This window comes from Alteromonas marina, from assembly GCF_000808575.1.
In the GTDB taxonomy this organism is placed as follows: Bacteria; Pseudomonadota; Gammaproteobacteria; order Enterobacterales; family Alteromonadaceae; genus Alteromonas; species Alteromonas marina_A.
This window is the reverse complement of the sequence record NZ_JWLW01000010.1, coordinates 33,616-46,422: the sequence shown is the minus strand read 5'-3', so window position 1 is coordinate 46,422 and position 12,807 is coordinate 33,616. Positions and strand designations below refer to the sequence as shown.

General features: G+C 45.6%; 11 protein-coding genes. 7 read left to right on the top strand and 4 right to left on the bottom strand.

Going from position 1 to position 12,807, the window contains the following annotated elements; genetic code table 11:
- Positions 1-77: 77 nt before the first annotated feature.
- Entirely contained in the window at positions 78-1,544 is a 1,467-nt protein-coding gene (gene ubiD / locus RJ41_RS05210) for a 4-hydroxy-3-polyprenylbenzoate decarboxylase (RefSeq protein WP_014950926.1), read from the bottom strand.
- A gap of 293 nt (positions 1,545-1,837) precedes the next feature.
- On the opposite strand from ubiD, the gene RJ41_RS05205 reads away from it, so the two are divergent.
- The gene (locus RJ41_RS05205) at positions 1,838-2,089 is read left to right on the top strand and encodes a TIGR02647 family protein (protein ID WP_014950925.1); all 252 of its coding nucleotides are present in this window, start codon (positions 1,838-1,840) and stop codon (positions 2,087-2,089) included.
- 177 nt (positions 2,090-2,266) lie between these two features.
- A complete protein-coding gene (locus tag RJ41_RS05200) occupies positions 2,267-2,911 on the top strand; it encodes a tetratricopeptide repeat protein (RefSeq protein ID WP_039218048.1) in 645 nt (214 codons plus the stop codon).
- A 59-nt stretch (positions 2,912-2,970) separates the two neighbouring features.
- Here the strand turns inward: RJ41_RS05200 and RJ41_RS05195 are convergent, their stop codons facing one another.
- Together RJ41_RS05195 and RJ41_RS05190 are read right to left on the bottom strand one after the other, a co-directional pair.
- Positions 2,971-3,540, bottom strand: a complete 570-nt coding sequence (locus tag RJ41_RS05195; RefSeq protein ID WP_039217866.1) for a cytochrome b/b6 domain-containing protein — start codon at positions 3,538-3,540, stop codon at positions 2,971-2,973.
- Positions 3,541-3,641: 101 nt separating this feature from the next.
- On the bottom strand, positions 3,642-3,923 hold the full coding sequence (locus RJ41_RS05190; RefSeq protein WP_039217862.1) for a PepSY domain-containing protein: 282 nt from the start codon (positions 3,921-3,923) through the stop codon (positions 3,642-3,644).
- 312 nt (positions 3,924-4,235) lie between these two features.
- Between RJ41_RS05190 and RJ41_RS05185 the strand changes: the two genes are divergently transcribed.
- The 3 genes from RJ41_RS05185 to RJ41_RS05175 all read left to right on the top strand — a co-directional run bounded on the left by RJ41_RS05185 (position 4,236) and on the right by RJ41_RS05175 (position 7,357).
- Positions 4,236-6,599: a TonB-dependent receptor gene (locus tag RJ41_RS05185; protein ID WP_039217859.1), complete on the top strand. Its 2,364-nt coding sequence runs from the start codon at positions 4,236-4,238 to the stop codon at positions 6,597-6,599.
- A 232-nt stretch (positions 6,600-6,831) separates the two neighbouring features.
- Entirely contained in the window at positions 6,832-7,080 is a 249-nt protein-coding gene (locus RJ41_RS05180) for a CopG family ribbon-helix-helix protein (protein ID WP_039218043.1), read from the top strand.
- Positions 7,061-7,357, top strand: coding sequence for a type II toxin-antitoxin system RelE/ParE family toxin (locus RJ41_RS05175; protein ID WP_039217856.1), 297 nt, complete (start codon positions 7,061-7,063; stop codon positions 7,355-7,357). Before RJ41_RS05180 ends, RJ41_RS05175 begins: the two co-directional genes overlap by 20 nt.
- A 125-nt stretch (positions 7,358-7,482) precedes the next feature.
- Here RJ41_RS05175 and RJ41_RS05170 read toward each other — a convergent pair whose 3' ends face one another.
- A complete protein-coding gene (locus tag RJ41_RS05170; RefSeq protein WP_039217853.1) occupies positions 7,483-9,183 on the bottom strand; it encodes an alkaline phosphatase D family protein in 1,701 nt (566 codons plus the stop codon).
- 307 nt (positions 9,184-9,490) lie between these two features.
- On the opposite strand from RJ41_RS05170, the gene rnr reads away from it, so the two are divergent.
- Together rnr and rlmB are read left to right on the top strand one after the other, a co-directional pair.
- Entirely contained in the window at positions 9,491-11,908 is a 2,418-nt protein-coding gene (gene rnr, locus RJ41_RS05165; RefSeq protein WP_039217850.1) for a ribonuclease R, read from the top strand.
- Positions 11,909-12,649 carry a 23S rRNA (guanosine(2251)-2'-O)-methyltransferase RlmB gene (rlmB, locus tag RJ41_RS05160; RefSeq protein ID WP_039217844.1) on the top strand — a complete coding sequence of 247 codons (741 nt, stop codon included), beginning with the start codon at positions 11,909-11,911 and terminating at the stop codon, positions 12,647-12,649.
- The last annotated feature ends 158 nt before the right edge of the window (positions 12,650-12,807 follow it).

Here is a 12,807-nt window from a genome sequence, read left to right as displayed (position 1 = left end):
TGCTTAGCGTGTCGCCTTTTCATGCGCTTTAAAAAAGCGCATGCTTTAATACAAATTAATAGCGCTAAAAATAGTCGCTACATAATACCAAGACTGTCCCAAATATCATCAACGCGTTTTTTAACGTCTTCGTCCATCACAATAGGTACGCCCCATTCTCGGTCGGTCTCACCCGGCATTTTATTGGTGGCGTCCATTCCCATTTTAGAACCTAGCCCTGAAACGGGGGACGCAAAATCCAAGTAGTCGATAGGCGTATTTTCTATCATTACCGTGTCGCGGGCTGGGTCCATACGGGTAGTGATGGCCCAAATAACATCGTTCCAGTCACGCGCGTTGACGTCGTCATCGCACACTATCACAAATTTGGTGTACATGAACTGGCGCAAGAACGACCACACACCCATCATCACCCGTTTCGCATGCCCAGGGTATTGTTTCTTCATGGTCACCACCGCCATGCGATAAGAGCATCCTTCAGGCGGTAAGTAGAAGTCGACAATTTCAGGAAACTGCTTTTGCAAAATAGGCACAAACACTTCGTTTAGCGCAACACCTAAAATAGCTGGCTCATCAGGTGGACGGCCCGTATAAGTTGAATGATAGATAGGATCTTTACGATGAGTAATATGCGTTACCGTAAACACAGGGAAGTCATCAACTTCATTATAATACCCGGTGTGATCGCCGTATGGACCTTCAGGTGCAGTTTCATCTTGTGCAATATAGCCCTCAAGCACAATTTCGGCACTGGCAGGTACTTGTAAGTCGTTACTAATAGACTTAACTACTTCGGTTTTATCACCACGTAGCAAGCCTGCAAAAGCATACTCGGAAAGGGTATCTGGTACAGGAGTAACTGCACCTAAAATGGTAGCGGGATCTGCGCCAAGAGCCACTGATACAGGATAGGGTTCGCCCGGGTGTGTTTGACACCACTCACGAAAATCTAGTGCACCACCACGATGTGACAACCAGCGCATAATAAGTTTGTTTTTGCCGATAACCTGCTGACGGTAAATGCCTAAGTTCTGACGCTTCTTATGCGGCCCTTTTGTAACACTCAACCCCCAGGTTACCAAAGGCGCAGCGTCACCCGGCCAACAGCGCTGAACCGGAATTTTTGACAAGTCTACATCGTCACCGGTAAGCACCACTTCCTGACAAGGGGCTTTTTTAAGGACTTTGGCAGGCATATTAAGCACCTGCTTAAATACTGGCAGCTTCTCCCAAAGATCTTTCAGCCCTTTAGGCGGCTCTGGCTCTTTCAAATAAGCCAGTAATTTGCCTACTTCGCGAAGTGCTTCAACAGACTCTTGACCCATTCCCATGGCTACGCGCTCTGGCGTACCAAACAAATTAGCTAAAACGGGCATGTCGTGGTTTTTAGGGTTTTCAAACAACAGCGCAGGGCCGCCGGCACGCAACGTCCTGTCGGCAATTTCTGTCATTTCAAGGTCGGTATCAATGGGCTGGGTAATGCGTACCAATTCACCTTTAGCTTCTAGCTGGCGAATAAAGTCGCGTAAATCTTTATACTTCATCAGTGCAGGTGCATCCACAAACTCAATTTATGGCAAGAATATACTATTTAGCGCCAAAGTCCGATCAGTAAGCGCTGTGTTTACACGATTAAACGTTTTACAGATAAATTACGCTTTACAGAGGTGCCATTTGGGTGTGATATAAGAAAGCGTTAAAAATATTAACAAATCTAGGGCTAATAGTGCTTTGGTGTGTGTGCTTCAGTATAGGTTGTTATCATAGTGCTTTGCTGAGGAGTTTTACAGTGGCCAGCGTGCTAAATCCCTTATAACCTTTTGCCTAAGGTGGTTACATGAGTTCATTCGATCAGGACATGCTAGACGAATTAAATTTGTTATTGAAGTTTCCCACAGACAGCCTGCTTCAAGGTTTGAAAATTCATCATGACGCGAGTCAAAGTATGGTGAATGCAGCGTCCAGACTGTACTCGAAAGGCCTAATCACCCAGCCTGACGGCGGTTATCTAACAGATTTAGGTATTGACTTAGCCGATCACGCTCGCCATATCCAATCGGCCATGTGCCCCCGAAAAAGTAGCCACTGATCATAAGAGGCTGGCGATCGAGTGAATGCAAAAAGACAGTGTAAAAGCTAAAAACAATTCGCCGCTAGCCTCCGCTTATAGCGTCCACGTGTTAAGATAACCATGTCTTGGTTAAGATAATCTATAATTAGCCGATACCTTAACTAAGACATGGTAATCAACACATACTCTTTTGCTATGAAACGTATTCTATACACAGCCTTATTTTTATGTGCCTCTGGGATGGGCTTTTCCGCTTACGCTTTAGAAGGCGAAACTATTGAAGAGCTTCGCGCGGTTCAGCTTTACAGCCAAGACGCGCTCATCGACATGATTAACGCTAATACTCACCTAGATAAAGTGGTAGAAGACAGATGTCAGCTTGTTCAAGACATTGAGGCCCGTGCGGATGTGTTAAAAGTGCCGGCCTACCAGTTTTTATGGGGGGACATGCTAGCGTGGGGCGTGTGCGTAGATGCTGAACCTGCCCGCGGTATTGGCTACATGGAAGATGCCGCAAATCAAGGTTTGCCAGCAGCACTTGAGCAGCTTGGGCGTTACTATGCAAAGGGTACGCTTGTGCAGCAAGATAAAGCACGTGCAGTGGTGTATTTGCGAGAAGCGGCCGCGCTTAAAAACCTAAAAGCGCAAATTCGCTTGGTTGAGTTGTTTTTAGAAGGTCATGGCAGCCCTTACGACTATGAAGATGCCTACCACTGGCTTTATAACTCTGTGACCAATGATAAAAAACAGCACCAGCAAATAGCTTCATACCTGGCTCGCTTAGAAAAATTAATGCACCCGAAAGCCGTGCGGGAGGCAAAGCGGCCTTTAGATAGTTAGATATTGCTGAAACTTAATCGATAGCAAACGCCTAAATGATTAAGTTAGTTTGCGGGGGCTTAGCGCTTCCGCCAGCCTGTGAGCATAGGACGAACTAATTGAATATTTCCTATATATTGCACAGCAAACACTGCAGCGACATGCACTAGCACGCAACCATACAGAACATCAGCCATAATGCTGTGTATCCATTCCAGCGTACTATTGCCAAACATGGCATCTATTTCTTCCATCATAAAACCGGTAATACCTAAACCCAGCAGTAACGTGATAACGGCCATTATCATTAGCCAGCCAAAAGGGTTGTGGCCATGGTGAGTGGGAATTTTCTTTTGTTTTACGTGCTGAATATGTTCAGCGAAGGCTTGTTGACGCAATGATACTTTAGAAAAGCTTGCGTATTCAGTAGCAACCCTTTTACTTCCGTCGAATTTGGTGGATAAAATGCCCCAGCCAATCCTTATAGATATGAGCGCTACCGCCATATAACCGGCTATTTCATGATAAAGGCGACCTGGCTCTACAATAAAATAGTTGGTCACAAAGGTAGCAACAAGGCCCCAGTGGCACACGCGCACAATCCAATCCCAAATATAAATATCCGAAGGTGTATCAGTAGGTCTGTACATTACATAACTTTCTTAAGGTAAAACAAAAACGCTGCAATGGTTTGCAGCGTTTTTATTAAGTGTTAAAGCAAACGAACGATGAATCGTTTGTTAAAACACACTTAGTGCATTTCTTTCTTAACAATGCTGCCATCAACAGGATTAAAGTAAATTTCTACTTTGTTTTCTTCTTTGTCGAAGCCGTAGATTTCGTAGCAGTTGCCGCCCGTTACTTTAAACTCGTTTATTTTATAACCTTGCGCTAATAGCTTAGCTTGAAACGCATCTTGGTTCTGCCATTCAGCTTCAGGTGCAGTCGTACACTGCGTAGTGCCATGCTCTGCACTACAAGCACTTAATAGGGTCGCAGCACCAATAGCCGTAGCCATCATTAATTTCTTCATTGCAGTCTCCATTTCGCTTTTTAGTTAAACGTTATTTCTGTCCTACGTGGAATGAGTGTACTTAGTTTGCTCTATGATTCAAAGGGGTGTTTTTTGTTATGCCATTTGTCGCGGCGTAGACTTTTAGAATGGCCTTTATCTGTCACAAAATTGCCTTTCATTTGTCACAGATACTTCATCGAACCGTCTCAAAAGCGCTCTACATTCTTTTGCTTCGATAATTCTAAAAGGTAAGCAATGTCGTCAATCTATCGGCGAAACGCTTATAAAAATACATAAAACACCCTATAAGCACACGAAAGGAATGATTTGATGCGCCCTCTGTACCCACGACCGGTTTATTCACGCTCTTTGCTTGCTACAACGATTGCGCTTGCTTTATCAAGCGCAGTAATTGCACAAGAAGTCGCGCCTGATACTGCAAACGAAACTGACTATATAGAAGAAATTACGGTAACCGCCCAAATGCGTGAGCAGTCCGTAATGGATGTGCCTGTTACCATGGATGTTATAGGCAGTGAGTTTTTAGAACGCACCAATATTATGGAGCTTGATGAGCTATCTCGTATTTTGCCTAACGTTCAAATTCAGGAACAGGCCGTAAGCTTACCGTCTTTTAATATTCGCGGTGTCACCGATGATGTGTCGTCGGTATCGGCAACGCCTCGCATTTCGGTATATCAAGATGGCTTCGATATCAGTAAGAAAACGGTAGCCAGTGTTGCGCTTTACGATATTGCTCGCGTAGAGGTTCTAAAAGGCCCACAGCCAACCCTATTTGGTGTGGCGGCAGCCAATGGCGCGGTAAGCATTCACTCTAATCTTCCTACCTTTGAACAACAGGGCAAAGTGCAGGTTGGCTATAACTCAGAAGAAGGCCAAGAAGTTGAGTTTATGTATAACCAGCCTATTAACGATAATCACAGTTTTCGTATTGCCGGGCTTTACCGCGAAATGGATGGCATTGTAGAGAACAATGCCTGCAGTGCTGACTCCTATTACGGCAATGCAAATATGTACAACCACCTGGGTGAAGAAGTACCGTGCAACAGCGAAGACCTTCAGGGGGTATCGGTTCAAGCGCTAAGGGCAACATGGCTTGCAAGCTATGAAAAACTAGAAGTCATTGCGCGCGCAGCCATGGAGTATAACGACCAGCCGGGCATTGCTTTCAAATCTGGCTCTATCGCCCCCAATGGCGGAGATACTAGCCCTTTTACCGATGCCGAATTTAGTTTAGGTAGCGAGTTAGGTATTGAGCGTACACTTCAAGCCTATGACTTAACCGTAAACTACGATTTCAACCAAATGCTTAGCCTACACGCCGATGCCTACTATAAAGATGTAGAGGTGAGCGAAGGCTTTGATGCAGACGGTTCTGCGCTTCGTATTCAAGATGCTTATTTCGATAACGACGCCACGCTTAAGGGCGCATCAATGCGTTTGGTATATGATTCTGGTGATAAGCTGGCCGCATTTGTTGGTGCGTCGATCACTCAAGACGATTCTATTTTACCGTATTATGTGATGGTAGACCCGTTTGTGCGCGGCACTTTCGACGCAGTGAGAGCACAGCTTGAAGCCACCTCAAACATTCCACTTAACCAAAATATCGCTACCGATGCGTCGTTAGAAGACATTGAAGCACTGCGTACCATGTTGGTGTCGCAACTGTTCAATGAAGATGGTTCACCTATTTCAAATCCTGCGCTGCCACCTATTTTGATACAAGGTCCGTTCACCTTTGAAGCTGAGCTAGACATTGCATCTTATGTTGCTGAAGTGTCGTATTATGTAACCGACGATATAAATGTTACGGCTGGCGTTCGCTACATTGATGAAACCCGCTATACGCGAAATACCTTTACCACTGCAGACGGTGCATTTACGTTCGATGCCGAGCGTGACTTTGACGATACTCTGCCACGCTTTGCCGTTAGCTACGATGTAAATAACAACTGGAACTTATACGCGAACTACGCCAAGGGACGACGTTCACCGGTGGTGGACGCTAACGCGGGTGGCGTTAATGTGACTAAACCTGAAATAGTAGACAGTTACGATTTAGGTATTAAATACCAAAGCGCGAACTTCCTGTTCTCAGGTGCCATTTTCACCTACGAATACAGCGATTATCAGCAAAGCTTTACCGACGCAGAAACCTTACAGTCTATTACTGTAACGGTAGGCGACTCGACCATGTCGGGTATTGAAGGCATGGCGACCTATAACTACAGCGAGACGCTGACGCTAACAGCAAGCCTTGGTTTCCTTGATGCTGAATTTGCAGACAATACTGCTGATGGATCTGAGTTTCAGTACAGCGGCAATAAGTTCCGCTTAGCGCCAGAGGTTAGCGGTGCGATAAACATCAACAAAGTATTCAATATGGACAGTTTTGACATTGATGTTAACTGGCTTACCAGCTTCCAGTCAGAAGTGTTTTTTGAAAGCAGCAATTACCCTGGTCTTTCTCAAGATACTTACTCACTGACCGATGTATCGGTGAAGCTGCTTCAAGAAAACAGCAAGTTTGCCTATGAGTTTTACGTGAACAACCTGTTTGATAAAGAATTCTTGATTGATGCTGGTAATACAGGCGGTGGATTGGGTATTCCTACTTTCGTACGCGGCATGCCACGCATTGCTGGAGTACGTGTTTATTACGAGTTCTAGAAGTACAGAATAAGAGAGTACCTATTCCCGTCAATATGCCCTTACTCTGATGGGAATAGGACGTAATTTAAATTATATGGATTACAAGTAGGAGTATCAGAGACTCTGTTTTTAGTTGGTGCAATTTAACTATAGTGTTTCGCACCCTGTCTCTGTTGATGAAAAGCAAAAGAAGACATTTAATGCTGGTGCAGTTACAATAAAGATTCTCAAAGAACCTCGGAGAATCTTAATGCCTTTGAAAGCTACCTCAGTAAGATTAGATGACGAAACACTTGCACGTGTAGGCGAAATGGCTAAGGCGATGGATAGACCTAGGGCGTGGCTGATGGCCGAAGCCATCAAGCAGTATGTTGCTCGCGAAGAATGGTTTATTCGAGAGGTGGAAAAAGGAGTGAAGTCCGCTGATGAGGGACGCTTGTTCGACCATACTGATGTCAAAGCTAAGTGGGAGGCTAAGCGTGCAGTTCAAATGGACTGATCTTGCAGGTACCGATTTAGAAAAAATTGAAGCTCATATTGCTCAAGAAAATAGCCCCTCTGTAGCTATTGACGTTGTCATGAACATTATTGATAGTTCGTACCTAGTCTTATCGGAACATCCCAGAGCGGGCCGTCATGGCCGATTGAAGAATACGCGGGAACTTGTGATTAATGGCCTGCCGTTTATCGTAATATATCGAGAAAACATCATTACAAATTGCATCGAAATACTACGTGTTCTTCATGATGCTCAGCAATGGCCGAGCGCAGATTAAAAACAAACTATTTGTTCAAAGCACTAAGCTCATTGTGCGAGGCGCAAAACAGCGTTTATAGTTTCTTCTTGTACAAATAACGTGTATAGACTCAAGCCTATACACGCTTATAAAATTTTAGAAAGCTATGCCTTAATCTCAAAGCTATGTGTGTTAACCACCTTTCCAGCTTTGGTTAAAATTACATCCACATAGTGCCAAGTGGCTGTTGCGCGGTCTTCGCTAACGGTCAATGTCATAAAGCCGCGCTGGTGAAGATTACAGTACTGCAAGTCTTCTATAAGAAGCGGTAGGTCTTCTGCAAGGGTTTTAGCTTTTTCATCCCCCATGCTTAGGTAATGTTCCATACCGGGTGACGTCACGCCTGGTGTGGCCAGTTCAACTCCCACCTCTGTGCCATCTTTTAGGGTTAATTTATTGTGCCAAGCGTTATGTGTATCACCTGCAAGGGCAATAACTGGCTTGCCGATGGACTTAAGCTGCATCAGCACCTGTTCCCGTTCAATAGGGTAGCCGTCCCATGCGTCTAAGTTGTAAGGCATTACGGTATTGATAAGCGCAAGCTCTTGCTCGCTAAGTGCGCCACCTTGCTTTTGCTTGCGTTTAATATTCGCAAGTTTGTGTACATGGGCAGGTATTGCTTTGCGTTCAACGCCATTAAAAATAGATACAGGGAAAAGCATGCGGCCTATTAATAGCTGCTGGCCTAATACCTGCCATTTAGCCTGACTTTGCTGCATAGACGAATGCAGCCAGTTGCGTTGGGTTTCACCTAAAAGCCCACGACTAGGATTACTGATATCTTTCATAAAGCCAGCTTGGTCAAACGCTTTAGTTTCAGCATCGCGATAGTTGGCGTATTCAAGCTGTTTGTCGCGTGCAAGAACGCGGGTGTCGAGCATGTATAAGTCAAGAAGTTTACCAAAAGTAAACTGACGATAAATTTCTAAGCGCTCGGTGCCAAAAGGTGGGCGAATGGGTAGCCACTCATAATAAGCTTGTACGGCCGCTGCACGACGGGCATAAAAATCGCCTTCATCCGCTTGGTGATTCTCAGCACCGTCTTTATAGGTGTCGTTAGTAATTTCATGATCGTCCCACACAACAATAAAAGGCTTATTTTGATGTAACGACAGCAAGCCTTCATCCGTACGATACAGCGCATAGCGGTTGCGATAGTCAGTGAGAGTGTAAAGCTCGGTGTCGTTATCAGGCGCATAGGTTCTGCCAATTTCCTTGGCGTACTCAGTTGCGTAACCTTCGCCATCGTACTCATAAATGTAGTCACCAAGGTGTAATACATAGTCGATGTTGTCGTCTTTCGCTGCTTCCATATACGGCGTGAAAAAGCCAGCAGGGTAGTTAGAACAGGAGAATATGCCGAACGTGACACTAGATACATCGGCTTCAGGTAGCGTACGGGTTTCTCCAACAGGGCTTGTATTATTAGCGCTTTTGAAGCGGTAAAAATAACGTCTAGCCGGACTAAGACCTGCTACGTCCACTTTCACGGTGAAATCATGGATTGCTTTGGCTTCAACAATACCGCTGCTTAACACGTTGGTAAAATCAGCATCGCTTGCCATTTCCCACAAAATATCGGCTTTTGCTAAACCTGAGCCAGAATCTGTTGTCGGCACGGCGCGTGTCCAAATAATAACGGCGTCTTTTAATGGGTCGCCACTAGCCACACCATGGGTAAAGGTAGCGTTGGTTTGCGGTTGGCTGTTTGCTGACGTGCTAACGGTACAGCCTGCTAGCCCTGTAGACACTGCCACGCTCGCACCTGCGAATGACGACAGCTTTATAAACGATCTTCTATCCATATGCCTGCTCTTTAAAGGTTTGTAAGGTAACTGGTGATGTCATTGTTTTGTTGAACGCTCATGCAACAAAAACGAAAACCCATTTTTATACTGAGTGTTTGTGACATACAGATGTCAGGCTGAGAATCCACAATAACAGTCAATGTTTTACTGCAAATACTGTTATACTGTGCAGCAAATAACCACATGAACCAAAAATGGTTTATGTGTCTAAACAATCATATTTATGTTTTCTACAGCGCTTTTAAGAACAAAGCCAAAAAACGAAAACACGTTGAACAAAATACGAAAGGTAAATTTAAAATACATGAGTGATGATCCGCATTATCAGCGCGAGAAAGAGAAGTACGAAAATCCGGTAGCCAGCCGCGAATATTTAATGAGTTTATTAAAAGAGCACGACAAGCCGTTGTCGTTTCTTGATATCTGTAACTTGGTGAACGCCTTCGACGAAGAAGCGCGAATTGGAATTCAGCGCCGACTACGTGCTATGGAGCGCGAAGGTCAGGTGCAATTTACCAAACAGAAAAAGTACGTATTGCAAAACCGTGATGAACTCATTAAAGGCAGAATTATTGGTCACCGAGACGGCTACGGCTTTTTGCGTCCTGAAGATAAAAGCGGTGATTTATTTATCAGTGCTGGGCAAATGAACCTGTTCCTTCACGACGATGTGGTAGAAGCACGCATTAGTGGAACCGATCGCCGTGGAAGAAAAGAAGCGTTTGTTACGCAAGTCATTGAGCCACGCAGCGAGCCAATTGTTGGCCGCTACTTTGTTGAACAAGGTTTTGGCATGGTTGTGCCAGATGACAGCAGGTTGCAGCATGAAATTGTCATTCCACCAGAGAGCACACACGGTGCTCGAATGGGGCAGGTGGTTGTGGTAGAGCTTACCCAGCGCCCACGCCGCAAAATGAGTCCGGTGGGCAAAATTGTTGAAGTACTTGGTGAACATATGGCGCCAGGTATGGAAATAGAAATGGCACTTCGCACGTTTGATATTCCGCACCAGTGGCCAAATGGCGTAACCAAGCAAGTGGAAAAGCTTACCGATCAGGTGCCCGATGAAGCCAAAGAAGGTCGCATCGATTTACGCCAACTTCCGCTGGTTACTATTGATGGTGAAGACGCTCGCGACTTTGATGACGCGGTATATTGCGAACCGCTAGACGACGGCGGCTGGCAGCTGTGGGTAGCCATTGCTGATGTAAGTCACTATGTAAGAACAGGCTCAGCCCTAGACGATGAAGCGCAGCAGCGCGGTAACTCGGTGTACTTCCCTGACCAAGTAATTCCTATGCTACCGGAAGTACTGTCAAACGGTTTGTGTTCACTCAACCCTGAAGTCGACCGCCTATGTATGGTGTGTGAAATGACCATCAGTGCAAACGGTAAACTGCAAGAATTCGAGTTTTACGAAGCAGTCATGAACTCACACGCCCGTTTAACCTACACTAAAGTGTGGAATATTCTGCAGGGCGACAAAGAACTTCATCAGCGCTACGAGCCTCATGTACCTCATTTGCGCAATCTTCACGACTTGTACCGTGCGCTCAAAAAAGCCCGTGCCAAGCGTGGGGCGATTGAATTTGAAACCCAAGAAGTGAAGTTTGTATTCAACGCCCAGCGCAAGATTGAAAATATTGTGCCGCTGGTGCGTAACGACGCACACAAGCTTATTGAAGAGTGCATGATCATGGCAAACGTAAGTGCGGCTCTTATGCTTGAAAAGCATGAGGCGCCTGCGCTATACCGTGTGCACGACAAACCAGACGCCGACAGGCTTACCGCATTTACCAGTTACTTAAGTGAAATTGGTATCCCTCACGCCATTGTAGAAGATGCAGAGCCCGCTGCATTTACCGATGTGGTACTTAAAACCCGCGGTCGGGTAGACGAAGAGCTTATTCAAACCATGCTGCTGCGCTCAATGAAGCAAGCGGTTTACGACGGTGACAACGTAGGTCACTTTGGTTTGGCGCTAGAAGCTTACGCGCACTTCACGTCACCTATCCGTCGCTACCCAGACTTGGTTGTTCACCGTGCGCTAAAAGGCATTATTGCAAAGCAGCAAGGCAAGAAAGCGGTGAGTGGCGCGAAAAATTACACTGTTGAAGAAATTGAACAGTTAGGCGAACAGTGTTCAATGACAGAGCGTCGCGCCGATGATGCCACCCGTGACGTGGCTGACTGGCTTAAGTGCGAGTTTATGCTCGACCACGTCGGTGATACCTTTGAAGGTGTGGTGAGCTCGGTTACAAACTTTGGCTTATTTGTTCGCCTTACCGAATACCACATCGATGGCTTGGTACACATTACATCACTAGACGATGACTATTATCACTATGATGAGGTAAAACAAGCGCTGGTGGGCGAGTCGGGTCATCGCCAGTTCAGACTGGGCGATACGGTAGAAGTGACCGTAGCAGCGGTCAACCTTGATGAAAGAAAGATTGATTTATTACTCGATAAGTCTATGCTGCGCGGCACCAAGGGCAAGAAGGTAAAAGTGAAGACTGCTAAGAAGGCTTCAGGAACTCCGACTCGCTTTGATAACAAACCACGCACTGACAAAAACTCGCGTTCTGATAAGAAAGGGCGTAAAGGCAAAGGCGGCTCAAGCTCGTCTAGTCGTAGTGGTGGAAAATCGTCAAGTCGCGGCAGCGCAAAAGGCGGTAGTAGCGGCAAAACACTGTCATTGAATAAAAGAGGTAAGCGTTAAATGGCGCAGCAAGAATGGTTATATGGTTTACATGCCATGCAGTCGGTACTTGAAAAAGAGCCCGAGCGTGTAATGGAAGTGTTAGTGTTAAAAGGTCGCAATGACGAGCGCCTTAACAACATTGTTAACCAAGCCCGTCGTTTCGGTATTTCGGTTCAGTTTTGTCAGCGCAAGGCACTTGATGACAAAGTAAGCGGTGAGCAACATCAAGGCGTGGTAGCAAGGGCGAAACCAGCCCGCGTGCTAGATGAAGCTGACTTAGACAAAATTTTAGAAAGCGAAGCGCAGCCTTTAATTTTGGTGCTAGACGGTGTAACCGACCCGCATAATCTAGGTGCGTGCTTGCGTACTGCAGATGGAGCAGGGGTGCACGCGGTAGTAGTACCGAAGGATAAATCAGCAAGCTTAAATGGCACAGTAAGAAAGGTGGCCTGTGGCGCCGCTGAAGTGGTTCCACTTATTCAAATCACTAACCTGGCCAGAACCTTGAAGCACCTTCAAGATAAAGGGCTATGGATTGTAGGCACTGCTGGTGAAACCGACAAAACCCTTTACGATGTAGATCTAAAAGGGCCAACCGCGCTGGTAATGGGGGCTGAAGGTAAAGGCATGCGTAGGCTTACTAAAGAAACGTGTGATGAGTTGGTGAAGCTCCCTATGGCTGGCAGCGTAACAAGCTTAAATGTGTCGGTAGCTACAGGTGTATGCTTGTACGAGATTGTAAGGCAGCGCAGACTATAACGTAGCCATTAACGCTAAGAATTTCTCAACGCCAATTCGTTAGTATTTTGAAAAAGCGTGTGATCCGAGAGGGTCACACGCTTTTTTTAGGTAAATTTATAAGTGTTTTAACATTTTGTTACACTTGAAAAGGTAAGATAAATGTTAATTATAAAATT